Raw genomic sequence first — 26595 nt, 5'->3', positions numbered from 1 at the left:
GTTGACGCGCTGTTCGCGGCGGTCGGTGGCTTCGCTCGTGCGGGAGCGCCCCGCGGCGCGTGGCTGTGGGGCGCCTTGTGGGGTTTAGTCGACCTGCTCCCCGTCGCGCGTACCGCCCTTGCAGTAGTTGCCGTCCTCATTGATCGCGGGCGTTCCGCCGCCCTGCTTGCACTCAGAGGGGGTGACAACGGATGGGACGCTCTGTGTGGCGGCGGTGGCGGTGGCGGCGCCTGTGAGGCCGAGTCCGGCGAGGGCTGCCGTCGCGATGACGGCGGCGAAGATTCGTCGAATGCGCATTCGGTTCCCCTTTCGCGGATTGCCTCTCTTGGGGCACTGTTCAGCTTCTCACCCATGGGGGTGGCACGTCATGTCGGGCCGTGCGGGTGACGGTTCCGGAGGGGGCGGCGTCCGCAACCGGCCCGCTGCTGAGAGCCGTGTCCACCTGCGGAAACGTGCCCGTGCGAGCCGTCTCGATCGGCTGCTCCTGCCGACGGACGACGCGCAGCCGCTCCGTGTCGGGCATGACCTGTCTTGACGGTGCCTGTGCGCACGCCCAGCAAGGCGGCGGCGGTGCGTTCGTCCAGGCCCTCGACGTCACGCAGCATCAGCACGGTGCGGATCGAATAGCCAGTAGATCCCTGCCAAGGCGCGCAGCGAGAGGCCTGCGGCCACGGCCAGGGTGCCGACGCGGAGGAGCAGGTGGCGGGGCCGGCGGGAGTGAGCGGGGACGAAGCCGACGGTGGTGAGGAGCAGGGCGACAAGAGGAGTCCTCCTACGTCGGCGAGGGAATCCGTCGCCCTGTTGAGGAGCCGTCCGCGCGAAAGGTTCCCTCGGAGTGCGTGAAATCTTTCGGAAGCGTGCGAAGCTCCCCGGTGCCCAGGACGGGTGGGGGAGAGGGTGCGACGCTGGAGTGAGGGCCGGCCCGCCGGGGCTACGGCCGCGCGACCAACCCGGAAGGCAGGTGCGTCCCATGCGCACGTCGACCCGTATCGCCGGTGCCCTCACCGGCCTGACCCTCGCCCTCGGCGGTGCGGTCCTCGCCGCTCCCGCCGTCCAGGCGGACATCCCCGCCTGCACGCGGATGGCCGAACTGGCCGGTGCCACCGCTTCCGACTCCGTCACATCGGCCTGCAGCCGTGGCGTGGTCGGAGACCAGCAGAGTTGTGTGACCGGGCTGACCGAGGCCGGAGTGGCGGGCGGCGCCGCGGCCGGTGCCTGCCGCGCGGCGGCCCACGAACCGCGTTAGAGCGAGGTCGCTGACGTCATGCCTCTCCGGGTCCGGGCAGTCACCGCCCGTGCGCGGCGCCCGGCCCGACCTCGCGGGGTTCATGCGGAGCGCCCATGCTGAGTAGGAGGGCGCCGTCGTCTTGAGACTTGTCCTTCCCGAAGGCCGAACGAAGGCGCCTGAGAGGAGGAGGAAGTCATGCGCATGCGAAGAATCCTGGGCCTCGCCCTGGCCGCGGCAACCCTTGCGGGCGCGAGCGCCATCGGGGCTGTCAGCGCCGGTGCCGCCTCGTCTCCGAACATCACCAGAGACGAGTGCACGGCCGCCGGCGGACAGATCGTCGCACGCCCCTACGCCGGCTATACCTGCTCGCTGCCTGACGGGACATCGCAGACGATCACTTGAGCCCCCTCCGGTGACCTGACCTGCGAGACGGCGCCTTAACAGCACGACAACAGCACGACAACAGCACGACAACCGCACGACCAACGAGCCGACCGGCACGGTGCACCCGCCGGTCGGCTCCGTCGTGCCCTCGACGACTCCGGGGACGACCCAGGGGACGACTCCGTCGTTCGGCCCATCAAGGGCATCGCCCGCAAGGCCGAAAAGGATCAGGCGGAGTCGCCCCACCCTCGCGTTCCGGTACGCCTCCGCGCCCCGGGCCGCCCCGATGACGGCGGTCCCGTGTCCCAGCCGACAGGCCCGGAGGAGATCCCGTATGCGCGTCTCGCTGCCCCTGACCGCCGTCACCACCGCCGCGCTCCTGCTCGTCACGGTCACCGGCGCGAGTCCCGCCGCAGCAGACCGGAACCCCGACGGCACACCGCTGGTCAAGGTGTCCCAAGGCGACCCGTACGCGGACTGCACCATCGGCGCGATCTCTCCCGACAGCGTCGTCTATCCGGGCACCGAGGTCGAGCCGTACCTCTCCGTCGATCCGCGCGACTCGAAGCGCGTGGTCACCGTGTTCCAGCAGGACCGCTGGAGTGACGGCGGTGCCCGCGGCCTGGCGGCCGCCTGGACCACGGACGGCCACACCTACCACGGCAGCACGCTGCCGTTCAGCCTCTGCGCCCCGGGTGGCGCGGACTTCGAACGGGCCACCGACCCCTGGGTGAGCACCGGACCGGACGGCACCGTCTACGCGAGCGGCGAGGGCGTCGACTTCGTCAAGAGCACGCGCACCGGCCTCCTGGCCGCCACCTCCCGCGACGGCGGCCGCACCTGGCGCAACGTCACCACCACGCACGTCGACGAGCAACCGTTCTTCAACGACAAGCCCTCGCTCACCGCCGACCCGATCCGCAAGGGCACCGCCTACCAGGTCTGGAACCGCCTCGACAACGACCCGCCCGGCCCCAGCTCCCTCGACGGTCCCGGCTACATCTCCCTCACCCGCGACGGCGGCCGCACCTGGAGCGAGGCCCGGCCGTTCGTCGACACCGGCACCGTGCCCAACACCCAGACCATCGGCCATCAGATCGTCGTCGACCGGCGCACCGGCACCCTGTACGACTTCTTCGACCGGATCACCTACTCCGAGGACCTGAGCACCGTCGTCGAAGCACGCTACGAGGTGGTCACCTCGACCGACGCCGGAGACACCTGGAGCGCCCCGGTCCCCGTGGCCCGGGACACCTCCGTACCGGAGGTCGACCCGAACGACCCCGCCACACTGCTGCGCGCCGGGTCCACTCTGCCCAGCCCGGCCATCGACCCGAAGACGGGCACGCTCTACATGGCGTACGAGGGCTCGGACTTCTCCGGCGGCAGGTTCGACTCCGTTCAGCTGGTGCGCTCCACCGACGGCGGACGCACGTGGGGAGCCCCGGAGCTGATCAGCCCGAAGGACGTGCCGGCCTTCTCCCCGTCGATCGCGGTCGACGAGCGGGGCACGGTCGCACTCACCTACTACGACCTGCGCTTCCTCAAGCCGGGTGACACCACCACCCTGCCCACCGCCTACCAACTGGCCACCCTGCCGCACGGGGACCCGCAGCGCCTGACCGAGCGGCGCATCTCGCGGATCTTCGACTGGCTGCAGGCACCGTTCGCCGGGGGCTACTTCCTCGGCGACTACCAAGGCCTGGTGGCAGACGGCGAGGGAGTACGGGCCGTGCTCACCGAGACCAACTCCGGCGCACCACAGAACCGTACGGACGTGTACACCGGCAGCTTCCGCACCACCCACTGACCGGCGTCACGGACGTGGCCCCGTGCGGGAGTCACCACTCCGGCCCGATCGGGGGCAGTGGTTCGCGGGCTGTGTGCCAGGCGGGCGGGAGGGCGGTGACGCCCGTGCGGGCGGCGATGACCCCGCCCGCGATGGCGCAGGTCGTGTCGATGTCGCCGCGTCCGGCGACGGTGAACCACAGGCCCTCGTGCAGGTCGTCGAGGTGTCCCGCCGCGCACCAGAGGGCGTACGGAACGGTGTCGGGACCGGACATCCGGTAGCCGGAGCCCAGGACCTCCGCGGCGTGCCGGAGCGAGGTGCGTGCCGGCATCCGGGCCGCGACGCGCACCCCCGACCGGACGTCGCTGTCGGGGAGTCGTGCGGCGACCGCTCCGAGGAAGTCCGGGCGGGCCGGGGCGGGCCCGCCCCGGCTGCGCGTGGCCAGTGCCGCGGCCACGGCCACCGCCACCGCCCCGGCGACCGCCTCCGGGTGGTGGTGCGAGACCGTGCTCTGGCGGGCGGCCTGCTCGACGACGGTGTCGAGGTCGGCGGCGTGCCAGGCGCCGAGCGGGGCGACGCGCATGGCCGCGCCGTTGCCCCACGAGCCCTGGCCGTCGAACTGCCCGGCGACCACCTCCCGCCAGGGCTCGCCCGCGCCGATCCGGCGGAGGACGTCGTGCATCGAGGCTCCGTAGCCGCGGTGCGTGTCGTCGGCGTAGGCCGCGGCGAGGCGCAGGGCGAGGCGGTCCTGGTCGACGCTGCCGCCGCCCTCGGCGAGTTCCCGGACGAGAACGAGCGCCTGGGCGGTGTCGTCGCTCCACCTCCACAGCGGCTCCGGGGGCGGGGTCCGCGCCTCCAGGGCTGCCGGCCCTTCGCGGCGCAGGATGCCGAACCAGCGGTCACCGAAGGCATCGCCGAAGGCGAGCCCGGACAACGAATCCAGCGCGGCGGCAGGCAGGTTGATCATCGGAGCAGTATCACAAGGCGACGGCACGCCCGGCACCTCTGTTTGGGGTGGGGGCTCGGCTACGGGGTCTGCGCCGGGGCGAACTGCGTGAGGACCAGCAGGGTGTCGACGAGGTCCGCGGCGGGGGCGCCGGTGGCCAGGCGGCGCAGCTGCTGGCCGAAGACCAGGGCGACGGCCACGCCCGCCAGGCGTTCGGGGTCCGGTACGCCGAGTTGGGTCAGGACCCGGGTGGCCAGCAGGTCGTAGGCGGCGAAGCACTCGGCCGCGGCGACGCGCAGCCGTTCGTCGCGGCCGGCCTGGACGTACAGCTCGAACGGCGCGATGTGCCGGCTGTCGAAGGCGTTGCCGCCCGCGACCTGCGCCACCACCTCGGCCGCCTGCCCGATGTCGAAGCGGTCGTCGGAGCACGCGTCGGCGAGCGCCGTGAAGTGGCGGGTCTCCTCGGCCACGAAGTGCAGCAGGCTCTCGCGCAACAGCTCGTGCTGGGTGGCGAAGTGGTAGGTGACGGACCCGAGGGAGACGGCCGCCTCCTTGGCGATCCTCCGGTTGGTGACGGCGGCGATGCCGTCCTGCCCGATGATCCGCAGCACGGCGTCGATGATGCTCTGGCGGGTGTCGGAAGCATGGGGCATGTCCGCATTCTGCCCCATCGGATGCGTGTCGGCCCCGGCGGGGAAGGGGAGTTGGGGCGTCCGCGGTGTGGACAGGGGGCAGTGCGATCCCTACTGTTCGTTCGAACGAACAGAAGAGTGCCGTCGCGCGGGAGTCACGGGAGTCGTCGTGGACATATCCGGATCGAACGTTCTGCTCACCGGGGCCACCGGAGGCATCGGCTCCGCCCTGGCCTCACGCCTGACCGCGCAGGGGGCCCGTCTCACGGTCACCGGGCGGCGGGCGGAGGCCCTCAAGGCCACCGCGGAGGCCTGCGGTGCCCGCACCGTGGTCGCCGACCTGGCCGTCCGGGCCGACGTCGTCGGCCTCGCCGAGAGCTGCGCCGATACGGACATCCTCGTCGCCAACGCGGCCCTGCCCGCCAGCGGCAACCTGCTGGACTACACCGAGGAGCAGCTCGACCGCGCCCTCGACGTCAACCTGCGCGCCCCCGTGCTGCTGTCACAGCTGCTCGCGGCACACATGGTGGCCCGCGGCCGCGGCCACATCGTGCTGGTCGGTTCCATCTCCGGCAAGGCGGCGACCAAGTCGACCTCCCTGTACAACGCGACGAAGTTCGGGCTGCGCGGATTCGCCCTCGCCCTGCGCCAGGAGCTCAGGGGCACGGGGGTGGGAGTGTCACTGGTCCAGCCCGGCTTCGTCCGCGACGCCGGGATGTTCGCGGCCACCGGCGCCGCCACCCCGAACGGCATCAGGACCGTCACACCCGGCCAGGTCGCCGACGGCGTCGTACGAGCCGTCCGGCGCGACCGGTGCGAGGTCAACGTGGCGCCGCTGGAGCTGCGGCTGCTGAGCGCCATCGCCGGGCAGTTCCCCGGATTCGCCGAGCGGATCCAGGCCCGGGCGGACGTCGACGGCTCCGTACGCCAGATCGTCGAGGCCCAGCGCTCACGCCGCTAGGACGCCATCGCACCCGTACGTCCCGCCCCTCCGTACCTCATCGCATCCGCACGTCTTCCCTGTCACTTCACGTGAAGGAGAGCACGGCTGTGCCGAGTGAACACCTCCCCTGCCCGGCGCCCGACCCCGCCCCCGGCCTGGGTGTCGAGCGCCGGTCCCTGCTCCGATTGGGGGCCATGCTCGCCGCGGGCGGCGCCGCCGCGCTGGTTCCCGCGCCGGTCGTGTACGCCAGGACCAGGGGTCAGGGGACCGGCACGGAGACCACCACCTACAAGGGGCACTCCCCGTACGGCAACGACCAGTGGGCGTACGTCGCCTTCGACGTCCCCGCCGGAGTGCAGCGGATCTCCGTCTCCACCTCCCACGACGCCGCCGCCGGCATCCTGGACCTCGGGATCTTCGGCCCGTCCGGGTTCCGCGGCTGGTCGGGCGGCGAACGGGCCGGGTTCACCCTCTCCGGGGCGGACGCCACCCCCGGCTACGTCCCCGGGCCCGTCGAGCCCGGCGGCTGGTTCGTCATCCTGGGGCCGATGGTCGGCGCCGCCGGCGGCATGGCCTGGCAGGTCGACGTCACCCTGCACCACGGAGATCCGCTGCCCCGGGCCCCGTACGACCTCCTGTCGGCCTCGGTGGCGGGGCGCGGGCCCGGCTGGTAGCGGGGTGACCTGCACCTGCACTCCGTGCACTCCGACGGGAAGCGCACGGTGGACGAGATCGTGGCGGCCGCCCGCCAGGAGGGGCTGCACTTCATCGCCACCTCCGACCACAACACCAGCTCCACCGGGGTGACCTGGCGCGGAATCGTCCCGCGCCACCAGGCTGTCGGCGCCCGCCGTTCCGGACGCACTGCGCCTGGGCCGGTTCCACCCCGCCCTACTGCCTCCGTACGACGTGGAGCGGCGCGTGCTCTTCCACGCCGAGCGCCACCCCGATGGGGCGTGGGGTGGCATGCGTCCTGCCGGGGCCGGCGCCGGCCGGCAGGGGCGAGCAGGGGCTGAGGCGTTGACACGCAAGAGTGTGAGTGGTTGAGTACTCACATGACGAACGAACACCCCCGGAAGCTGTCCACCGCCGAAGAGCGCCGCGAGACGGTGCTGCGCACCGCCATCGGCGCCTTCGCGGCGCGCGGCTACTGGGGCACCACCACGACCGAGGTGGCGAAGGCGGCCGGCATCTCGCAGGCGTACGTCTACCGCCTGTTCCCGAGCAAGGAGCAGCTGTTCACCGCGGTGGTCGAGCACTGCTTCGTGCAGGTCCGGGCCGGTCTGGAGCGGGCGGCGGCCGAGGCGAAGGGCAGCTCCGCCGAGGTGGTGCTGGAGGCCATGGGGGATGCGTACGCGCTGCTGATCAAGGACAACGACCTGATGCTGATCCAGCTGCACGCCCAGGCCGCGGCCGTCTCGGAGCCGGCCGTGCGCGAGGTGGTCCGGCAGGGCTACGCCCGGGTGGTGGAGTACGTCCGCGGCGCCTCCGGTGGCACCGAGGAGCAGGTCCAGCAGTTCTTCGCGCTCGGCATGCTGTGCCACCTCATCGTCTCCATGGGGGCCGACGAGGTGGACGCCCCCTGGATCCGCACGCTGTCCGCGGGCATCACGCACTACTGAGGTCCGGAGTCGCCGCGTCGCCGCGCGGTCGGGCCCGTCGGCGGGGCACCAGCCCCGCCTTTTCTTAGGCGTCAAGTGTGAGTGGTTAACCACTCAAGGAGGATCGCGTGAGGATCACCGCCACCACCCGGAACCCCGGAGCGGCGCTCGCAGCTTTGGCGGGGGCGCAGTTCACGGTCATGCTCGCCACCTCGATCGTGAACGTGGCCCTGCCGCAGATCCGCGCCGGCGTCGGGCTCTCCGACAGCGGCACGACGTGGGTGGTCAACGCCTACGGCCTGGCCTTCGGCGCGCTGCTGCTGGCCGGCGGGCGGGCGGCCGACCTCCTCGGCCGGCGCCGGGTGCTGATCGCGGGGCTCGCGGTGTTCGGGGCCGCCTCTCTGGCGGCCGGGCTGGCCGTCTCCTCCCCGGTCCTGATCGCGGCCCGTGCGGTACAGGGCCTGGGCGCGGCGGCGATCGCCCCGGCGGCGCTGGCCCTGGTGATGGACCTGTTCCCGCCGGGATCCGGGCGGGGGAGGGCACTTGGCGTGTGGGGTGCGGTGTCCGGCGCGGGAGGCGCCGCCGGGGTCCTGCTCGGCGGGGTCCTCACCCAGGCGTGGGGCTGGCAGTGGATCTTCTTCGCCGTCGCCATCGGCATCCTGCCGGTCCTCGCCGGCACCGCGATGAGCGTGCCGCGGACCCCGGTCACCGGCAGCGGCCGGTTCGACCTGCCCGGCACCACCACCGTCACCCTCGCGCTGACCGCCCTGGTGTGGGGCCTGACCACCGCCCGCCGCTCGGGCTGGACGGACACCGCCGTCCTCGGGGCCTTCGCCCTCGCCGCCGTGCTGCTGGCCGCGTTCGTCCTCGTCGAGCGCCGCCACCCGAATCCGCTGCTGCCGCCGAGGCTGTTCCGCGCCGGCCGCGTCACCGTGGGCAACGCGCTGATGGCACTGCTCGGCTCGGTGTGGATCGCCCTGTTCTTCTTCCTGCCGCTCTACCAGCAGCAGGTCCTCGGCTCCAGCCCGCTGGTCACCGGCCTCGGCCAACTCCCCCTCGCCGCGGCCAACATGCTCGGCTCCGCCCTCGCCCCACGGATCTCCCGCCGGATCGGAGCCACCGCGACGGTGACCGGAGCCCTGCTGACCGAGGCCGCCGGACTGCTCTGGCTGTCCCGGATCAGCGCGGACGGCAGCTACCTCGTCGACCTCCTCGGCCCCGGCATCCTCATCGGCCTGGGCCTGAGCATCGCCTTCGTCCAGCTCACCGCCCTGTCCGTGGAGGGCGTCCCCCGCCAGGACGCCGGGCTGGCCGGCGGCCTGGTGAACACCTCCCGGCAGGTCGGCGGAGCCATCGGCCTCGCCGTCCTGGCCACCCTCGCGGGCACCGTCACCACCCACGCGGCCGCCCATCAGCCGCAGCTTGAAGCGCTCACCGCCGGTTACCGCACCGCCTTCGGCGTCTCCGCCGCCGTCCTCGTGGCCGCCGCCGCCCTCGCCCCCCTCCTCACCCGCCGCACCGCCGCCGCCCCCTCCACGGCGACCGACAAGACATCCCCCGACCACGCCCCGCAGCCCGCTGCCGACGGCTGCCGCTGACCATCCGGCCGTACGCACCACCGACAGCACACCAACCGAGAGGAAGAACAGCCGTGTTCACCATCGACGAGACCGCTCCCGCCATCGTCCGCCTGTCCACCGTGATCGACGCCCCGCTGGAGCGGATCTGGGCCCTGCACACCGACATCGACGCCTGGCCCAGCTGGAACGCCCACGTCGACCAGGCCGAACTCGACGGCCCGCTGCTGCCGGGGAACTCCTTCAGCTGGAAGACGCACGGGCTGGACATCACCTCCACCGTCCGGGAGATCGTCCCCGGTGAGCGGCTGGTCTGGGGCGGCCCGGCCAACGGCATCGAGGGCATCCACGTGTGGACCTTCGAACAGACCGGCAGTCAGGTGACCGTCCGCACCGAAGAGTCCTGGAGCGGCGCCCCCGTCGACGCCGCGCCCGCCGAGCTCGGCCAGGCCCTGCACGACTCACTGACCGCCTGGCTCGCCGCGCTCAAGGCCCGCGCCGAGCAGGCCGCCTGACCCGGCAGCCCGTCCCGCCCGTCCCGCCCGCGAAGCCGGCCCGAGCGCCTGCCCGAGCACCAGCACCAGAACCGACCCCGATCACCCTCACCGTCACGCAAAGCGAGGTTCCCGCCATGGTCACCACCGCCCCGAAGCCGTACCTGACCGGCCACTACACCCCGGCCGTCGACGAGATCACCGCCACCGAGCTGACCGTCGAGGGCTCCCTGCCCCCCGAGCTGACCGGCCGGCTGATCCGCAACAGCCACAACCCCAAGCCCGGCGTGACCCCCACCCACTGGTTCAAGGGCAGCGGCATGGTCCACGGCATCCGGCTTCGCGAGGGCCGCGCCGAGTGGTACCGCAACCGCTGGGTGCACACTCCCGCCCTCGACGGCGCCCCGTACATGACCGATCGCGGCCCCGACCTGACCGCCAGTACCGCCGGCACGCACGTCATCGAGCACGGGGGGCGTCTCCTGGCCCTGTGCGAGGCGAACCTGCCCTTCGAGCTCACCCGGGACCTCGACACCGTCGGCGCCTACGACTTCGACGGCAAGCTGACCGGCGCGATGACCGCACACCCCAAGGAGGACCCGGTCACCGGCGAGCTCCACTTCTTCGGCTCCTCGCCGTTCCCGCCGTTCCTCACGTACTACGTGGCCGACGCCAAGGGGCAGATCAGCCACAGCGCCGAGGTTCCGGGAGCGACCGCCTCCCTCAAGCACGACTTCGCCCTCACCCGCAACCACGTGGTCTTCTTCGAGGGCACCGTCACCTTCGATCCCACCGAGCACTCCGGCATCCCCTACGGCTGGAACGAAGCGCAGCCGGCCCGCATCGGCGTCATGCCCCGCGGCCCGCAGGGCGCGGCGAAGACGCGCTGGTTCCTCATCGAGCCGGGCAGCATGCTGCACGCCGCCAACGCCTACGAGGACGCCCGCGGCCGGATCGTGCTGGAGGGGCCGACCGTGGACCGGGAGGGCTTCCGGCTCTCGTGGAACTGGTGGGTCGGCGCGCCCGGACGCGGCGCCGAGCCCAACACCCGCTCCTTCAACCGTCGCTGGGTCGTCGACCTCGCCGCGGGCCGCGTGGACGAGCAGGTCATCGACGACCTCGCCATCGAATTCCCCACGCTCAACGAGGAGTTCCTCGGCGCCGAGCACCGCTACCAGTACGCGGTCTCCTTCCCTGACCAGGAAGGCCGCGACGGCTACGGCATCGTCAAGTACGACCGCACCACCGGCGCCCGGCACATCCACGAGGCCGGCGACGCCCGCCTTCCCAGCGAGGCCGTGTTCGTCCCCGCCGCCGGGGCCACCCGCGAGGACGACGGCTACCTGCTGACCGTCGTCTCCGACCTCAAGCAGGACGCCTCCCAGCTCCTGGTCCTCGACGCCTCCGGGCTGGACCGGATCGCCACCGTCCACCTGCCGCGCCGGGTCACCGGCGGCATCCACGGCTCCTGGATCCCCGACAGCGACCTGGACGGCAACCCCGACGGCGACCTCGACAGCGACTTCGCCGGCTCTGACAGCTGAACGCCGGCGGCCGTGGCCCCGGGGGACTCCACCCCCGGGGCCCGGCGCCGTCTCAGGGGGCGATCGGGAGCTGTCGCTTGTGCTCGGTGAGGCGGTAGCGGTGGGTGATGGCCGCATAGGCGGCCTCGCCGACGGGCTTGCCTTCGAGGAGGTCGTCGATGTCGTCGTACGTGACGCCGAGCGCCTCCTCGTCGGGCCGGCCCGGCTTCAACGTCTCCAGGTCCGCGGTCGGGGTCTTCACGGTCAGGCCGGCGGGCGCGCCCAGAGCCTGGGACAAGGCCCGTACGCGCCGCTTGGTGAGGCCGGTGAGCGGCACCACGTCGGCCGCGCCGTCGCCGAACTTCGTGAAGAAACCGGAGACCGCCTCGGCGGCGTGGTCGGTGCCGACGACCAGGCCCTCGTGGGCGCCCGCCACCGCGTACTGGGCGATCATGCGCTGCCGGGCCTTGATGTTGCCGTGCACGAAGTCCTGGTGGTGCGCGTCGCGGAAGACCGTGCCGCCCGCCAGTACCGCCTCCAGCGCCGCGTCGCTTGAGGCCTTCACGTCGACGGTCAGGACCTGGTCGGGCCCGATGAACTCCAGCGCCAGCTGCGCGTCCGCCTCGTCGGCCTGGGTGCCGTACGGCAGCCGCATCGCGAAGAACGTCGCGTCCTGCCCGGCGGCACGGACCCGCTCGACGGCGAGCTGGCACAGCCGGCCCGCGGTGGTGGAGTCCACGCCTCCGCTGATGCCCAGTACCAGGGAGCGCAGGCCCGTGGAGGTCAGCTGGCCGGCCAGGAAGGCCACCCGGCGCTCGATCTCCTGCTGTACGTCGAAGGACGCACTCACCTGGAGATCCCGGGCGATCTCCTGCTGCAGGGGTATGGACGCCAGGTCGGTCACGGCTGCTCCTCGGTCGGGCCCGTGGGCGGGGTCGGGGCGCGCCGCAGGGCCGGTGCCACGGGCGCGTGGATGGGGGACGGAAGCACTCTAGAGGACGACCGCGACCGCATGCTCGGGGCATCCGGCCAGGTGAGCGCGGCCCCGGCACGGGCGCCCCGCACGGGCTCCCCGGCTGCGCGCATCCCGGCTTGGGGGGTCCCGGCGCCGCGGGCCGGCGCACGGCCTACTCGTCCGGCCGTCAGCCTGTTGGCCCAGTGGTGACTGACATGCCGTCACCCGGGGTCCTACGCTGCGCAGTGCGCATGCCCCCCGGCATACGGCAGCGCACCGCTGTCGCGACCTCGAGCGCCGCCCGACAGTGCCCGGACCCGCCGGTGAGGTCTCGCCCCGATGGCGGGCCTGCCCCCGAACCTGCCCCCCGAACCTGCCCCCGACCTCCGGCCGAAAGGTCTGCCTCCCGATGCCCCCACGCACCCCGTGCGGCTCCCTGCCCCGGACCCGCCGACGCCGCCGCCCGCACCGGGCGTTCCAGCTGGCCGCCGCCCTGCTCCTCAGCCTGATCAGCCTGCCCGTGGCCTCGGCCCCCGCCCGCGCCGACGCCGGGGACATCACCGAGTACCCGCTCCCCACGGTCGGCAGCTTCCCCGGCGACATCACCACGGGATCCGACGGGAACCTCTGGTTCACCGAGCAGGGCATCAGGAAGATCGCCCGGATCACCCCCACCGGGGACCTGACCGAATACCAGCTGCCCGGCGACGACACCAGCCCCATCGGGATCACCGCCGGGCCCGACGGCAAGCTGTGGTTCACCGACATCAGCCGCCGGATCGGGAACATCACCACGGCGGGCCTGATCACCGAGTACGACCTGCCCGCCGGCAGCGGCACACCGTTCGCCATCACCACGGGGCCCGACGGGAACCTCTGGTTCACCGAGGACCCCGGTGACCGGATCGGCCGGATCACCCCCACCGGGAAGATCACCGAGTACCCCCTGCCGAACCCGGGCAGCGGCCCGGAGTCCCTCGTGACCGGGCCTGACGGGAACCTGTGGTTCACCGAGATCTCCGGCAACCGGATCGGGAGGATCACCCCCAAGGGCAAGATCACCGAGTACCCGCTGCCCAACGCCGACAGCGGCCCGGACGTCATCACCGCCGGGCCCGACGGGAACCTGTGGTTCACGGAGCTCTTCGGCAACCGGATCGGCAGGATCAGCACGGCCGGCGTCATCACCGAGTACCCGCTGCCGGACGCCGACAGCGGCCCGGACGGGATCGCCGCCGGTCCCGACGGCAACCTGTGGTTCACCGAGCAGCTCACCGACGGGATCGGCCGGATCACCCCCGACGGGGACTTCGCGCGGTACCCGCTGCCCCACCCGGGCAGCCTCCCGGTCCGCATCACCGCGGGGCCGGACGCCGCCATGTGGTTCACCGAGATCGGCGGCGACCGCGTCGGACGGCTGGAGCTCGATGCCGGTCCGCCCCGGGCCGACCTGGCGGTCCGGCTGAGCGCACCGGCCTCCGTACGCGCCGGCGCCGAGTACACCTACGACGTCACGGTGACCAACAAGGGGCCCTTCGCGGCGGCGGACCTCGCCGTGACCCTGACCCTGCCGCGCGGGGTGGCCGTCGCGGACGCGCCCGCCGGCGCCGACCGCCGCACCCCCACCCCGCTGACCTGGCGCGTCGAGGCCCTGGGTGCCGGACAGCTGCGCGTCTTCCACGTCACGGTGCGGGCCACCCAGCGGCCCGCCGTCACGGCCAAGGCCGCCGTGACCTCCGCGATCCCGGACCGGAACAGGAGGAACGACAGCGACCAGGCGACCACCCGGGTCCTCGGCCGCTGAGTCCCGACCCGAAGTCCGTCTCGTCGGAAGGCGGGGACCGCGGTCTCGGCGACCGAGGCCGCGGCGTCCCGCGCGACACCCCCCTGACGGGACCCGGATCGGTAGGCTGGGACCGCCGGGCGCCTGCGACGGGGAGGTACGGGATGGGTGACACCGCGACCGCACCAGAACCGGAGCGGGGACGCGCACCAGAACCGAAACCGGGACCCGCGCCAGGACCCGTACCGCAACCCGGGCCCGGACCCGTGGCCGGACCCGTGGCCGACGCCGATCCGGGGCTGTACGGCCCGGCGTCCGTCACCTGGCACTGCCACGGCGACCCGATGATGTGGATCGCCGGCGTCCGGGCGCTCTACCTCCAGGCCCTCCACCCGCGCGCCGTCCGCGGAGTCATGGAGAACTCGGACTTCCGCCGGGACGCCTGGGGCCGGCTGCTGCGCACCGCCGACTTCGTCGGCACCCTCACCTACGACACCACCGAGGCCGCCGAGCGCGCCGGCAGCCGGGTCCGCGCGATCCACCGCAAGCTCTCGGCCACCGATCCCGGCACCGGCGACCGCTTCCCCGTCGACGACCCCACCCTGCTCCTGTGGATCCACTGCGCGCAGGTAGACAGCTTCCTGCACGTCCTGCGCCGCTCCGGCGTCCGCCTCACCGCCGCCCAGGCCGACCGCTACGTCGACGAGAACCGCGTCAACGCCCGCCTCGTCGGCCTCGACCCGGCCGGCGTGCCCGCCGACACCGCCGGGCTCGCCGCCTACTTCGAGCGGATCCGCCCCGAGCTCGCCGCCGGCCCCGACGCGCACGCCGTGGACGACTTCCTGCGCGCCCCGCCGATCCACCCGCTCCTCGTGCCTGGCCGAAACCTGCTGTGGCGCCCGCTCGCCGGCCTCGCGTACGGTTCCCTCCCCGGCTGGGCGCACCAGCTGTACGGGCGACCCGCACCGGCCCCGCGCAGCACCTCCCGGCGCCTGCGCCTCACCGGACGCGTGTTGCGCAGCATTCCCGCAGGTCTGCGCTGGAAGCTGCCTCCAGGTCACATCTTGAAAGCGATGCGCCGCATGGGCCCCGGGAGCCGCCCCTCGCCGTACACACTGCGTACATCAGCGGCCATACTGGACCGGCCGGGGAGGGCGTAGCACGACAACGGGGGCGGCTTTAAGACATGGCGGAGTCCAGACTGATCCAGGGCCGGTACCGGTCGCTCGATCTGATCGGGCGCGGCGGCATGGGCGAGGTGTGGCGCGCCCGCGACGAATCGCTGGGCCGGCAGGTCGCGGTGAAGTGCCTCAAGCCGATCGGCGCCGAGCAGGACGCCCACTTCACCCAGGTGCTGCGCGAGCGGTTCCGGCGCGAGGCGCGCGTGGCTGCCTCCCTCCAGCACCGTGGTGTCACGGTCGTCCACGACTTCGGCGACGACAGTGCCGCCGGCGGTCCCCTCTACCTGGTCATGGAGCTCCTCGAAGGCCGCAACCTCAGCCAGCTCCTGGAGGACAACGAGACCCGGCCGCTCCCCGTGGACGTCGTCGTCGACATCGCCGAGCAGATGGCCGCCGCCCTCGGCTACACCCACGACCAGGGCGTCGTGCACCGCGACCTGAAGCCGGCCAACATCATGCGGCTCACCGACGGCACGGTGAAGATCTGCGACTTCGGCATCGCCCGCCTCGCCCACGACATCGGCTTCACCGCCAAGCTGACCGGCGGCGGCATGGCCATGGGCACCCCGCACTACATGTCGCCCGAGCAGATCGCCGGCGGCGAGGTCGACCACCGCAGCGACCTCTACTCCCTCGGCTGCGTGCTCTACGAGATCGCCACCGGTGCCCCGCCCTTCGACCTCGGCGACTCCTGGTCCGTGCTGGTCGGCCACCGCGACACCCCGCCCGTGCCGCTGCGCGAGCACCGCCCCGAACTGCCCGTCTCCTTCGAGCGGGTGGTCCTGGACCTGCTCGCCAAGCGCCCCGAGGACCGGCCCGGGGACGCCCGCCACGTGCACCGCCGGCTCGTCGAGGCCCGGCTGGGACCGGGCGGGCTGCCCGGCGCCCAGGCCCCGCTCCCGGCGTGGGCCCGCGGGATGACCGCCGGGCGCAAGGCCGGTATCGACGCCCGCCCCGCGAGCGGGGAATGGGCCGTGCTCACCGGGTCCTGGACCGCCGCCCGCCCCGGCGGAGGGCTGCCCGCCGCTCGCACGAGCGCCGAGAACCACGCCGTCCGTGCGAGCGGCGGAAACCCCGCCGTCCGTGCGAGCGCCGAGAACCCCGTCCTCCGTCCGAGCGGCGGGCAGCCCGCCGTGGGCCCCGGCGTCCGCATCGTCCGCCCCGAGCCCACCGAAGACCCGCGCCTGACCGTGGCGTACGGCGTCCCGCGCGGCCCCGGCCCCCGGGAATCCGGCCCCGACGCCCTCGCCGCCGGCCACACGCGCGCCTACGCCCTCAGCCGCTCGGGCCGGCCCGAGGAAGCGCTCGCCGTGTACACGGCCGTGGCCGCGGGGCGCGCGCGGGAACTCGGCCCGGACCACGCCGACACCCTCGCCGCGCGCCAGGAGACGGCGTACGAGCTGGGCCGGCTCGGCCGCCACCAGGAGGCGTACGACACCTACCGCGCGGTGCTCGTCGCCCGCGAGCGGACCACGGGCCCGCTCCACCCCGACACCCTGCGCTGCCGCCACAACCTGGCCTGCGCCCTGGGCGCGCTGGGCCGGTTCGCGGACGCCCACGCCACCGCCGTCGCGGTCGCCGCCGACCGGGCCGCCGTCCTGGGCCCCGAGCACGCGGACACGCTGCTGACCCGGTACGAGGCGGCGTACGCGCTCGGCCGCCTGGAGCGCTGGCACGAGGCCCTGGCCGGCTTCCACGAGGTCGCCGCCGTACGGGAGCGGGTGCTCGGCCGCGACCACCCCGACACCCTGGCCGCCCGCTACGAGGTCGGCATCGCGCTCGGCCGCACCGGGAACAGCGCCCAGGCCCTCGACCTGTTCCGGGCCCTTGTCCGCGACCGCACCCGCGCCTACGGGGCCGCCGACCCCGAGACCCTGCGCGCCCGGCACGTCCTCGGGGTCAACCTGGGCCGCCTGGAGCGCTGGGAGGAGGCGGTGACCGAGGCCCGGCAGGTGGGCGCCGTACGGGCCGAGGTGCTCGGAGTCGAGCACCCGGACACCCTGGTCAGCCGCCGGGAACTCGCCGTCGGGCTCGGCCGGCTGGGCCGCTGGGACGAGGCCCTGCCGATCTACCGGGAACTCTCCGGAATCCGCGAACGGTCCCTGGGCGACGAGCATCCCGACACGGCGCTGGCCCACGCCGACGAAGCCCACTGTCTGGAGCGGCTCGGCCAGGTGTGTTACCAAGAGCCATGACGACCTTCGGGCGGGACGTGTACGACGACGTGATCGTGGGCGGCGGGCACAACGGCCTCGTGGCCGCCGCATACCTGGCCAGGGCGGGCAGATCGGTCCTCGTCCTGGAACGGCTCGGGAACACGGGCGGAGCGGCGATCTCCAGCCGCCCCTTCACCGGCGTCGACGCCCGCCTCTCGCGCTACTCGTACCTCGTCTCGCTGCTCCCGGCGAAGATCGTGCGCGATCTGGACCTGCGGTTCGCGGTGCGCAGGCGGACGATCTCCTCGTACACGCCCGTGGAACGCGACGGCCGGCCCGGCGGACTGCTCGTCGGCGGCGGCGAGCAGCGCACCCGGGAGTCCTTCGCCCGGCTGACCGGCTCGGACCGGGAGTACGAGAGCTGGCGCGCCTTCTACGGGACCACCGGGCAGGTGGCGCGGAAGGTGTTCCCCACGCTGACCGAGCCGTTGCCCACCCGTGCGGAGCTGCGGGCCGGGATCGACGACGAGGCCGCGTGGCGGATGCTGTTCGAGGAGCCGCTCGGGCAGGCGGTGGAGCGGCACTTCGCCGACGACCTGGTCCGCGGGGTGGTCCTCACGGACGGGTTGATCGGCACCTTCGCGGACGCGCACGACCCCTCGCTCGCGCAGAACCGCTGCTTCCTCTACCACGTCATCGGCGGCGGGACGGGGGACTGGGACGTCCCGGTCGGCGGCATGGGAGCCCTGACGGACGCCCTCGCCGCCGCCGCGCGGTCCGCCGGGGCGGAGATCGCCACCGGCCACGAGGTGCTGCGGATCGACACGGACGGGATCGCTCCGGCCGAGGTGGTGTTCCGTACGGCCACGGGGGAGGGCCGGGTCGTCGGCAGTACGGTGCTGGTGAACGCGTCACCGCGGGCCCTGGCCGAACTCCTCGGCGAGGAACCGGCGAAGGAGGCGCCCGAGGGCGCCCAGCTCAAGGTCAACATGCTGCTGCGCCGGCTGCCCCGGCTGCGGGACACGGCCGTGGACCCCCGCGAGGCCTTCGGCGGCACCTTCCACATCGCCGAGGGGTACGCCGAACTCGCCCGGGCGCACGCGGAGGCCGCGTCCGGGGAACTGCCCTCCGTACCGCCCTCGGAGATCTACTGCCACTCGCTGACCGACCCGACGATCCTCGGACCCGAGCTGGTGGAGCAGGGCTACCAGACGCTCACCCTCTTCGGCCTGCACACCCCGGCCCGGCTGTTCGCCCACGACAACCACCAGGCCCGCGAGGTGCTGCTGACCGCCACCCTCGCGCAGCTCGACGCGCACCTGGCCGAACCGCTCACCGACTGCCTCGCCTTCGACGCCGACGGCCGCCCGTGCATCGAGGCGAAGACCCCGCTGGACCTGGAGCGCGAACTGCGGCTGCCCGGCGGGCACATCTTCCACCGCGACCTGTCCTGGCCGTTCGCCGACCCGGACTCGGGCGGGGGCGGCCGCTGGGGCGTGGAGACGGCCCACCGCAACGTACTGCTGTGCGGTGCGGGCGCGGCCCGGGGCGGCGGCGTCAGCGGGGTCCCCGGACACAACGCGGCGATGGCGGTGCTCGGGCACTAGGATTCTACTCATGAGTAACTTAACTGACGGCGTGCAGACCGACGCGCAGGAGGACGCGCAGCGGCGCGGGGCGCCCACCTTCGTCCTCGTCCACGGCGCCGGGAGCAACTCCCACGGATGGTCGCCCGTCCTGCGCGAACTCGGCACGCGCGGGCACCGGGCGGTCGCGGTGGACCTGCCCGGGCACGGGACGGGCGCGTACTTCCCGCTCTCCTACCAGACCCCCCAGGACCCGGAGCGGCTGCGCACCGAGCCCTCGCCGCTCTCCGGGGTGACCCTGGCGGACTGCGCGTCGCACGTCGTCGGCGTCGTGCGTGCCGTGCACCGCAACGGCCCCGTGATCCTGGTCGGGCAGAGCCTCGGCGGGGTGACGGTGAACGCGGTCGCCAACCGGGTGCCCGAGCTGATCTCCCACCTGGTGTACGCGTCGGCCTTCTGCCCGACCCGACACGCGTCGGTGGCGCAGCTGATGGCCACCCCGGAGGCGGCCACCAGCGCCCTGTTCCGGCTCACCGCCGTCCGGACCCCGCCGGAGCTCGGGGTCAACCGCGTCAACTGGCACTCGGGCGACCCCGCCTTCCTCGCGGCGGCCAAGGAGGCGCTGGGCAGCGACCTGCCGGACGCCGAGGTGCGCGCGCTCCTCAACACCCTGGAGCCGGACGAGTCCGCGGCGATCGGCGCCGCCGACGCCCGGGGGCTCCCGGAGGCGTGGGGACGCGTGCCGCGGACCTTCCTGCGCTTCACCGAGGACCGCTCCATCCCGCCGGCGCTGCAGGACCTGATGATCCGCGAGGCGGACGAGACGACGCCGCGCAACCGCTTCCGCGTACGGTCCCTGCCCGCGCCCCACATCGGCCCGCGGGAGGTGGCCGTGTGGGGGGACGAGCTGGAGCTGGTGGCGCGCCTGTGCCGCTGAGGTGACGGAGCCCCCCGGCGATGCCTAGGCGAGCGGCTCGATGACCACGATCGGGATCTCGCGGTCCGTCTTGGTCTGGTACTCGTCGTACGCGGGCCAGTGCTTCACCATCACGGGCCAGTACGCGGCGCGCTCCTCGGCGGTCGCGGTGCGGGCCGTGCCCTGGACGATCTTGGCGCCGACCTGAACGCGGACCTCGGGGTGCGCGGTCAGGTTCCGGAACCAGAGCGGGTGCTCGGGGGCGCCACCCTTGGAGGCGACGAGCAGATAGCGGCCGTCCGCCTCGCCGTAGATGAGGGGGGTGCGCACGGGGTTGCCCGAGACCCGGCCCACGGTGGTGAGCAGGAGGGTCTGGGTGCCGTTCCAGTCGTGGCCCTCGGAGCCGTTGGACGCCACGTACTGCTTGACGTGGTCGAGCTGCCAGCTGCCCGGCCGCGGGTCGGTCGGGTGGTCCCAGTCGATGACGCTGGTCATGCGCTTTCGCCTGCCTTCGTGTTGAACAGTCAACGAACCTCACCAATCAGTACCAACGCCCGCGGGCGCACCGTCGATTCCGCCCGGGAGGGTGAATCCGTCGAAGAGGGCGTCCATCGCCCGGTGCGCGGCACGGGCCGGGGTCGCGCGGACGGCGAGATCGCGGACGGCCACGGCGAGCGGGTGGGTGACGGCGGCGATCCGGCCCGCGCGGCGGGCGCGGACGCGGATGGCGTCGGTGCGTGCGCAGCGGGCCAGGCTGTACGCGGCGAGCGCGGCCGGCACGTCCGTACCGCCCGCCCCGTCCAGCAGATGGGCGAGGACGACGGCGTCCTCGATGGCCTGGCAGCCGCCCTGCCCCAGGTTGGGCGTCATGGCGTGGGCGGCGTCGCCGAGCCAGGCGAGGCGCCCGTGGTGGAAGCGGGGGAGCGGGGCCGCCAGGTCGTACAGGTCGTGCTGGAGCACGGCCGCCGGATCGATCCTCTCCAGCAGGGCAGGGATCGGGTCGTGCCAGTCGCCGTAGCGGCGCAGGAGCTCGGTGCGGACGTCGGCGGGGCGGTGGCCCTCGGGGGCGACGGCGGTGGCGTAGACGTACGTACGGCCGTCGGCGAGCGGGACGACGCCGAAGCGCTCGCCGCGCCCCCAGGTCTCGGCCGTGACCGCTTCGGCGCGGCCCCCGGCGGCGGGCAGGACGGTGCGCCAGGCGGTCTCCCCGCTGTAGCGGAGGCCGGGGTGGTCCGGGAAGTACCGGCGCCGGAGCGGGCTGTGGATGCCGTCGGCGGCCAGCACCAGGTCGGCGCCCCCGAGGTCGCCGTCCGAGGTGCGGACCACCGGGGACCCGTCCGCGTCGTCCACCGAGTCGACCGCGACGCCGTACCGGATCGCGCCTTCGGGCAGCGCGGCGGCCAGGGCGTCGGCGAGGGCCGAGCGGTGCACGGCGAGCGGCGGACCGCCGTAGCGGGCGGCGAGCGCGGCCGTGTCGGCGCGGCTCAGCCAGCGGCCGTCCGCGCGGCGCAGGCCCATCGCGGCGGGGACGGCCCGGCCCACCGCGCGGGTGATGTCGAAGCCGATGGCGTCGAAGGCGCGCAGGGCGTTGGGGGCGAGGACGATCCCGGCGCCGACGGCGGTCGGCCCGGGCGCCCGCTCGCACACGATGACCCGCCAGCCCCGCCGGTGCAGGGCCACGGCCGCGGTGAGCCCGCCGATCCCCGCGCCTGCCACGACCGCGTCACGCTGAAGTGCCGACATCACGCATCCCCCTCTTTCCTTCGCTCCGCTCTTTTTCTCGGTCCTCTACATCCGTAGAGGACCGAGGGCCCTCACTCTACAGCTGTAGAGTGAGGGGATGTCCACCCCTCGCCAGCGCGCACGCACCCCGGACCGCAGGACCCTGATCGCCGACACCGCGATCGGCCTCGTCGCCGCCACCGGGCTCCGCGGCCTCACCCACCGCGCGGTCGACGGCGCGGCCGGGCTGCCGGCGGGCAGCACCTCGTACTACTTCCGTACGCGGACGGCGCTGATCGCCGCCTGCTACCAGCGGCTGGCCGACCTGGACCTCGGTGACCTCGGTGACGTCGAAGGCGGGGCCCCGCCCGTGCTCCCGGTGCCCGACCGGGACGCGGCCGCCACCGCGCTGGCCGGACTGCTGTACCGCTGGCTGACGGTGGGGCGCGAGCGCCAGCTGGCCCGCTTCGAACTCAGCCTGGAGGCGGCCCGCAACCCCGCACTGGAGGCGGATTTCCTCCGGGCGGGTCAAGGCCCCCGAGCCCGGGCCTCGGGCGTCCTCGCGGCCCTCGGGGCCGAGCGGCCCGAGGAGGCGGCCGAGTTGCTCGTCGCCTGGACGGACGGGCTGCTGTACGACCGGCTGGCCGGCGCCTTGGCCCGCTCCCGCGTGGCTCCGGACCAGGCCGAACTGGCCGCCGTAGCGCGCCGGATGATCGACGCGGCCCTCGCGTCTCACGGCTAGGATCCGGCCGGGCACCCGTTCTGTCTGGTCCGCCACTGGCGGGTTCTGGGTTCTGGGTTCCGGGTGCCGGGGGGCCGGTGTCCGACAAGTCGGACCCCGCCCGCATCGACCAAGATCATCAGATGCAGAATGTCCACATGCTGATACCGAACACGCTGAAGACGGCAGCGATCGACGATGCTGCGCTGATCAGCCGCTCCCTGGCCCGGGCTTTCGACGACGACCCGATGATGCGCTGGTTCTTCCCCGACGACGCCTCGCGCGAGGCGTCACTGGGCAGTTACTTCACCACGCTCTTCACCCGGCAGTACGTCTCCAATGCCGTGTGCGAGGTCACCGAGGCCGCTGCGGCGTTCTGGGTGCCGCCGGAGGCGCAGGCCAAGGCCGTTCCCGACGCGGAAACCATCCAGCAGCTGCAGAACATCCTCGGCGACCGCGCCGAGCTGTTCGGGGCCGCCGTGGAGGCGGCCGCGCAGCACACCCCCCGGGAGCAGCACTGGTACCTCGCGGTGATCGGCGCCGACCCCGCCGCCCAGGGCACGGGCCAGGGGGCCGCACTGCTGCGCTCGGGCCTGGCCAAGGCCGACGCGGCGGGCCTGCCCGCCTGTCTGGAGTCCTCGAAGGCGTCCAACCTCCCCTTCTACGAACACTTCGGCTTCACCGTGCGCGAGGAGATCCGGCTGCCCGGTGGCGGCCCGACCCTGTGGGCGATGCGCCGCGCACCGCGCCCTGCGGCCGACACCGGGGCCGTGTGACGCACCGGGGCGAGCGGACCCGTCCGCGTGCGTACGGACGGCCGCTCGCCCCGGCCCACCAGGCGTCGTAGGCTGCATCCCGCACGGGACGGACGGGAGGCCGAGATGGCCGAGACGGTGGTGGCCGAGATGACGGTGACCGAGGTGACGGTGTCCGAGGTGATGGCCGAGCTGGCCGCGCTCGAGGACCCGAAGGCCCGCGCGGTCAACGAGAAGCACGGTGACGATCACGGTGTGAACCTCGGCAGGCTGCGCGCGCTCGCGAAGCGGCTGAAGACGCAGCAGGACCTCGCCTGCCGGCTCTGGGAGACGGACGACACCGCGGCGAGGCTGCTGGCGATCCTGATCTGCCGCCCGAAGGCGTTCGCACGTGACGAGCTGGACGTCATGCTGCGCGGGGCGCGCGCCCCCAAGGTGCAGGACTGGCTCGTGAACTACGTGGTGAAGAAGAACCCGCACCGGGAAGAGCTGCGCCTGGCCTGGTCCGCGGACCCGGACCCGGTGGTCGCCAGTGCCGGCTGGGCGCTGACCACCGAACGCGTCGCGAAGCAACCTGAGGGCCTCGACCTCGCGGGACTCCTCGACGTCATCGAGGCGCGGATGAAGGACGCCCCGGATCGCCTGCAGTGGGCGATGAACCACTGCCTGGCGCAGATCGGCATCGAGCACGCCGAGTACCGCGCCCGTGCCCTCGACATCGGTGAGCGCCTCGAAGTGCTCAAGGACTACCCGACTTCCCCGGGTTGCACCTCCCCCTTCGCGCCGGCCTGGATCACCGAGATGGTGCGCCGCCGGCACGCCAAGTGAAGGCCCGCCCGCCACCGAGGAGTCCTGATGATCACCTGGCGCCGGCTCGCGGAGCCCGACTTCCCGCGACTGGGGCAGTGGCTGGCGCAGCCGCATGTCGCACGCTGGTGGAACCACGAGACCTCCCCGGAGGCCGTCGAGCGCGACTTCGGCCCCGCGGTCCGGGGGGAGGAGCCGGCCGAGGACCTGCTCGTCCTGCTCGACGGCGAACCGATCGGGCTCGTGCAGCGCTGCCGCCTCGCCGACTATCCCGACTACCTGGCCGAGCTGGCGGCGGAAGTCGACGTGCCCGACGGTGCGGTGACGATCGACTACCTGATCGGCGATCCCCTCCTGGCCGGCCGGGGGCACGGCACCCGCATGATCCACGCGGTCGTCGAGGCGACCTGGACCGACCATCCCGACACCACCGCGATCATCGTCCCGGTACAGGCCGCCAACCGGGCCTCCTGGCGGGCACTGGAGAAGGCGGGCCTGCAGCGCGTCGCCGAAGCCTCCCTGGAACCCGACAACCCCGTCGACGACCGCACCCACTTCGTCTACCGCACGAACCGCCCGAACGGCCCGTCCCACCCGACCCCCGCCCGGTAGGCCCGCCCGGCCCGCGGAGCGGCCCCCTCCTGTTCTAGTCCGTGGAGCGGGTCCAGCCGATGGCCTCCAGGCGGGGGGCGTCGGCGGGGCGGTCTTCCGCGAAGAGGAGGTGGGCCGGTTCCGATACGCGGACGATGTCGACGTAGATCCCGCGGCCCACGTAGCGGCCGGTCGCGGTGTGGCGGAAGCGCAGGCGTACCTCGCGGCCCGCCCAGGCGGCCGTGAGGGGGGCTTCGAGGCGGTGCCAGGTGCGGCCGGACCAGCCGCTCACCGAGCCGCCGGGCCATTGCTCGGGCGCGCCGCCCGTGGACCGGACGGTGCTGAAGGGCAGTGGTTCCCAGTGCTCCCCGTCGGGTGAGGCCTCCAGGTGCAGGGCGCCCTCGCCGGGCACGGTGTCCCACCACACGGCGCAGCGCAGCCGGGCCGCCGCCGTGGCCGGGGTGAGCGGCGGCAGGGTGAGCGTGCCCGAGGCGCCCGGCTGGATCCCGGAGAACCAGGCCGCGCCGCCGTGCCGGGTGCGGACCGGAACGGCGCGGGCGAAGCGGTTGCCGACGGCGACGCGCGGCGCGCTGCCGGCACGCCAGGTGCGCACGGGGTGGACGGAGTTGCCGAGCAGGATCAGGAAGGAGTCGGTGGACGGGTCGAGGACCAGGGAGGTGCCGGTGAAGCCGGTGTGGCCGGCGGAGTGCGGGGTGGCCATCGCGCCCATGTACCAGTGCTGGTAGAGCTCGAAGCCGAGACCGTGGTCGTCGCCGGGGAAGGCCGTGTTGTAGTCCGTGAAGAGCAGCTCGACGGAGGCGGGGCGCAGGATGCGCTTGCCGGCGTAGACCCCGCCGTCGAGGAGGGCGCGGGCGAGGACGGCCAGGTCCCAGGCGGTGCCGAAGATGCCGGCGTGGCCCGCGACCCCGCCGAGCGCGTACGCGTTCTCGTCGTGGACCTCGCCCCACACCAGCCCGCGGTCGAGGCCGGACCAGGGCGGGCGCTGCACCTCGGTGGCGGCGGTGACCCGGCGCCAGGAGAGCGGTGGGTTGAAACGAGTGCGCTGCATCCCGAGTGGAGCAGTGATCTCGTCGCGGAGCAGGACATCCAGAGTGCGACCAGTGATCTGTTCCAAGAGCAGCTGGAGGGTGATCAGGTTCAGGTCGGAGTACCGGTAGACCGTCCCGGGAGTCTCCTGCGGCCTCACTGACCACAGCAGCCTCAGGCGACCCTCCCGCGTGGACTCCTTGTAGAAGGGCGCCCAGGAGCGCAGCCCCGAGGTGTGCGTCAGCAGTTGGCGAACCGTGATCGCCTCCTTGCCGCCCCCGGTGAACTCCGGCAGGTACCGGCGCACCGGAGCCTCCAGCTCCAACTGCCCCCGCTCCATCTGCTGCACGGCCAGGATGGAGGTGAACAGCTTGGTCAGCGAGGCCAGATCGAAGACGGTGTCCTCCGCCATCGCGATCCGCTCGGCGGCCGGGAACTCCCGGACCCGGTCGGTCCGCCCGTCGTAGTCCGCGTACCGCACGGCCTCGCCCATGGCCCGGTGCAGGGCGATGGTGCGGCCCCGGCCCGCGAGGACCACCGCACCTGCGTAGTAGGGGCGTTCGGGGGAGGGGCCGAGGAACCGCCGCGCCTCGTCCGCGACCCCCTCCAGGTGCTTCTCCAGCAGCCCGGCCTGGCGTGCGGACCCGTACCGCAGGCGCAGGCCCTGGAGTGCGCGTCGCTCGGCCGGGTTGCCCGAGGCGCCGGCGGGGCCGGGGAGCGCGGCGTGCAGGACGAGTACCCCGCCGAGGGCGAGCAGCCGCGCCCCGAGCCGGCGGCGGCTCAGCCCGCCGCCGGCGGCTCCGGGCCGGCCGTTCGTCTTCTCGGGCCCGCCGCCTGTCTTCTCGGGCCCGCCCGTTGCGGCCTGCGCGGGCCGCGCTTCTGCGCCCGCCACGCCGTAGGCCCCCGTGCGTACTGTCATGTCCGCCCTCCTGTCCGCTGTCCACCTGCGGCGCCGTCTCCCAGGGCTCCGCCCCGGACCCCGCGCCTCAAACGCCGGCGGGGCTGGGATGGCCCGCCGACCGCCTGCCCCGCCGACCGTCTGCGGCAAGCCGCCCCGGACCCCGCGCCTCAAACGCCGGCGGGGCTGGGATGGCCCGCCGACCGCCGGCGGGGCCGGTACGGCCCTGGAACCGTCGAGCGCGCCGTCGGCGAACGGCTCCGGGCCGCCCGGACCCGCTGTGCGCGCCACAGGCGATCCGCACGCTAGTGGGTATCTGCCCGTCCGTCGGGCACCCTCCGCACCGACCGGCCCGTAAAG

General features: G+C 73.6%; 26 protein-coding genes. 19 read left to right on the top strand and 7 right to left on the bottom strand.

Annotated features, from left to right (window positions below; genetic code table 11):
* Positions 1 to 84: 84 nt before the first annotated feature.
* A complete protein-coding gene (locus ACFYZ4_RS01315; protein WP_390782644.1) occupies positions 85 to 297 on the bottom strand; it encodes a hypothetical protein in 213 nt (70 codons plus the stop codon).
* A gap of 673 nt (positions 298 to 970) precedes the next feature.
* Here ACFYZ4_RS01315 and ACFYZ4_RS01310 point away from each other — a divergent pair.
* From ACFYZ4_RS01310 to ACFYZ4_RS01300, 3 genes are all read left to right on the top strand, one after another.
* Positions 971 to 1246 (top strand): hypothetical protein, encoded by a 276-nt coding sequence (locus ACFYZ4_RS01310; protein ID WP_351288995.1) that lies wholly within the window; start codon positions 971 to 973, stop codon positions 1244 to 1246.
* 177 nt (positions 1247 to 1423) lie between these two features.
* A complete protein-coding gene (locus ACFYZ4_RS01305; RefSeq protein WP_351288997.1) occupies positions 1424 to 1630 on the top strand; it encodes a hypothetical protein in 207 nt (68 codons plus the stop codon).
* Positions 1631 to 1946: 316 nt separating this feature from the next.
* Positions 1947 to 3422 (top strand): sialidase family protein, encoded by a 1476-nt coding sequence (locus ACFYZ4_RS01300; protein WP_390782643.1) that lies wholly within the window; start codon positions 1947 to 1949, stop codon positions 3420 to 3422.
* 31 nt (positions 3423 to 3453) lie between these two features.
* On the opposite strand, the gene ACFYZ4_RS01295 is transcribed toward ACFYZ4_RS01300, so the two are convergent.
* Entirely contained in the window at positions 3454 to 4368 is a 915-nt protein-coding gene (locus tag ACFYZ4_RS01295) for an ADP-ribosylglycohydrolase family protein (RefSeq protein ID WP_390782642.1), read from the bottom strand.
* A gap of 59 nt (positions 4369 to 4427) precedes the next feature.
* Positions 4428 to 5000, bottom strand: a complete 573-nt coding sequence (locus ACFYZ4_RS01290) for a TetR/AcrR family transcriptional regulator (protein WP_390782641.1) — start codon at positions 4998 to 5000, stop codon at positions 4428 to 4430.
* Between the two features lie 148 nt (positions 5001 to 5148).
* Between ACFYZ4_RS01290 and ACFYZ4_RS01285 the strand changes: the two genes are divergently transcribed.
* The 7 genes from ACFYZ4_RS01285 (at position 5149) to ACFYZ4_RS01255 (ending at position 11138) form a co-directional block, all read left to right on the top strand.
* Complete coding sequence (locus tag ACFYZ4_RS01285; protein WP_351289005.1) at positions 5149 to 5940, top strand: SDR family oxidoreductase; 792 nt, start codon at positions 5149 to 5151, stop codon at positions 5938 to 5940.
* An 89-nt stretch (positions 5941 to 6029) separates the two neighbouring features.
* Entirely contained in the window at positions 6030 to 6596 is a 567-nt protein-coding gene (locus ACFYZ4_RS01280; RefSeq protein WP_390782640.1) for a hypothetical protein, read from the top strand.
* 9 nt (positions 6597 to 6605) lie between these two features.
* Complete coding sequence (locus ACFYZ4_RS01275; RefSeq protein ID WP_390782904.1) at positions 6606 to 6938, top strand: hypothetical protein; 333 nt, start codon at positions 6606 to 6608, stop codon at positions 6936 to 6938.
* 39 nt (positions 6939 to 6977) lie between these two features.
* Positions 6978 to 7544, top strand: coding sequence for a TetR/AcrR family transcriptional regulator (locus ACFYZ4_RS01270; RefSeq protein WP_390782639.1), 567 nt, complete (start codon positions 6978 to 6980; stop codon positions 7542 to 7544).
* A gap of 107 nt (positions 7545 to 7651) precedes the next feature.
* Positions 7652 to 9121: an MFS transporter gene (locus ACFYZ4_RS01265; protein WP_390782638.1), complete on the top strand. Its 1470-nt coding sequence runs from the start codon at positions 7652 to 7654 to the stop codon at positions 9119 to 9121.
* Between the two features lie 53 nt (positions 9122 to 9174).
* The gene (locus tag ACFYZ4_RS01260) at positions 9175 to 9615 is read left to right on the top strand and encodes an SRPBCC family protein (protein ID WP_390782637.1); all 441 of its coding nucleotides are present in this window, start codon (positions 9175 to 9177) and stop codon (positions 9613 to 9615) included.
* A 116-nt stretch (positions 9616 to 9731) separates the two neighbouring features.
* Entirely contained in the window at positions 9732 to 11138 is a 1407-nt protein-coding gene (locus ACFYZ4_RS01255; protein ID WP_390782636.1) for a carotenoid oxygenase family protein, read from the top strand.
* Positions 11139 to 11190: 52 nt separating this feature from the next.
* On the opposite strand, the gene nadE is transcribed toward ACFYZ4_RS01255, so the two are convergent.
* Positions 11191 to 12021 carry an ammonia-dependent NAD(+) synthetase gene (nadE, locus tag ACFYZ4_RS01250; RefSeq protein ID WP_390782635.1) on the bottom strand — a complete coding sequence of 277 codons (831 nt, stop codon included), beginning with the start codon at positions 12019 to 12021 and terminating at the stop codon, positions 11191 to 11193.
* Between the two features lie 460 nt (positions 12022 to 12481).
* Here nadE and ACFYZ4_RS01245 point away from each other — a divergent pair, with 460 nt between their 5' ends.
* The 5 genes from ACFYZ4_RS01245 (at position 12482) to ACFYZ4_RS01225 (ending at position 19715) form a co-directional block, all read left to right on the top strand.
* The gene (locus ACFYZ4_RS01245) at positions 12482 to 13876 is read left to right on the top strand and encodes a hypothetical protein (protein WP_390782634.1); all 1395 of its coding nucleotides are present in this window, start codon (positions 12482 to 12484) and stop codon (positions 13874 to 13876) included.
* A gap of 245 nt (positions 13877 to 14121) precedes the next feature.
* On the top strand, positions 14122 to 15015 hold the full coding sequence (locus tag ACFYZ4_RS01240; RefSeq protein WP_384343089.1) for an oxygenase MpaB family protein: 894 nt from the start codon (positions 14122 to 14124) through the stop codon (positions 15013 to 15015).
* A gap of 26 nt (positions 15016 to 15041) precedes the next feature.
* A complete protein-coding gene (locus tag ACFYZ4_RS01235; RefSeq protein ID WP_390782633.1) occupies positions 15042 to 17231 on the top strand; it encodes a tetratricopeptide repeat protein in 2190 nt (729 codons plus the stop codon).
* Positions 17228 to 18799 (top strand): phytoene desaturase family protein, encoded by a 1572-nt coding sequence (locus ACFYZ4_RS01230; protein ID WP_390782632.1) that lies wholly within the window; start codon positions 17228 to 17230, stop codon positions 18797 to 18799. Before ACFYZ4_RS01235 ends, ACFYZ4_RS01230 begins: the two co-directional genes overlap by 4 nt.
* A gap of 10 nt (positions 18800 to 18809) precedes the next feature.
* Entirely contained in the window at positions 18810 to 19715 is a 906-nt protein-coding gene (locus ACFYZ4_RS01225) for an alpha/beta fold hydrolase (protein ID WP_390782631.1), read from the top strand.
* 24 nt (positions 19716 to 19739) lie between these two features.
* On the opposite strand, the gene ACFYZ4_RS01220 is transcribed toward ACFYZ4_RS01225, so the two are convergent.
* Positions 19740 to 20189, bottom strand: a complete 450-nt coding sequence (locus ACFYZ4_RS01220) for a nitroreductase family deazaflavin-dependent oxidoreductase (RefSeq protein WP_351302180.1) — start codon at positions 20187 to 20189, stop codon at positions 19740 to 19742.
* A 39-nt stretch (positions 20190 to 20228) separates the two neighbouring features.
* On the bottom strand, positions 20229 to 21437 hold the full coding sequence (locus ACFYZ4_RS01215; RefSeq protein WP_390782630.1) for an FAD-dependent monooxygenase: 1209 nt from the start codon (positions 21435 to 21437) through the stop codon (positions 20229 to 20231).
* A 97-nt stretch (positions 21438 to 21534) separates the two neighbouring features.
* Here ACFYZ4_RS01215 and ACFYZ4_RS01210 point away from each other — a divergent pair, with 97 nt between their 5' ends.
* The 4 genes from ACFYZ4_RS01210 (at position 21535) to ACFYZ4_RS01195 (ending at position 24311) form a co-directional block, all read left to right on the top strand.
* Positions 21535 to 22158, top strand: coding sequence for a TetR/AcrR family transcriptional regulator (locus tag ACFYZ4_RS01210; RefSeq protein WP_390782629.1), 624 nt, complete (start codon positions 21535 to 21537; stop codon positions 22156 to 22158).
* Positions 22159 to 22295: 137 nt separating this feature from the next.
* Positions 22296 to 22913: a GNAT family N-acetyltransferase gene (locus tag ACFYZ4_RS01205; RefSeq protein ID WP_390782628.1), complete on the top strand. Its 618-nt coding sequence runs from the start codon at positions 22296 to 22298 to the stop codon at positions 22911 to 22913.
* A gap of 105 nt (positions 22914 to 23018) precedes the next feature.
* Positions 23019 to 23720 carry a DNA alkylation repair protein gene (locus ACFYZ4_RS01200; protein ID WP_390782627.1) on the top strand — a complete coding sequence of 234 codons (702 nt, stop codon included), beginning with the start codon at positions 23019 to 23021 and terminating at the stop codon, positions 23718 to 23720.
* Between the two features lie 27 nt (positions 23721 to 23747).
* Positions 23748 to 24311 carry a GNAT family N-acetyltransferase gene (locus ACFYZ4_RS01195; RefSeq protein ID WP_390782626.1) on the top strand — a complete coding sequence of 188 codons (564 nt, stop codon included), beginning with the start codon at positions 23748 to 23750 and terminating at the stop codon, positions 24309 to 24311.
* Between the two features lie 34 nt (positions 24312 to 24345).
* On the opposite strand, the gene ACFYZ4_RS01190 is transcribed toward ACFYZ4_RS01195, so the two are convergent.
* Positions 24346 to 26256: a serine hydrolase gene (locus ACFYZ4_RS01190; RefSeq protein WP_390782625.1), complete on the bottom strand. Its 1911-nt coding sequence runs from the start codon at positions 26254 to 26256 to the stop codon at positions 24346 to 24348.
* Between the last annotated feature and the right edge of the window lie 339 nt (positions 26257 to 26595).

The organism is Streptomyces sp. NPDC001513, from assembly GCF_042894695.1.
In the GTDB taxonomy this organism is placed as follows: domain Bacteria; phylum Actinomycetota; class Actinomycetes; order Streptomycetales; family Streptomycetaceae; genus Streptomyces.
The sequence above is the reverse complement of the archived record's forward strand: the minus strand, read 5'-3'. Positions and strand labels throughout refer to the sequence as shown.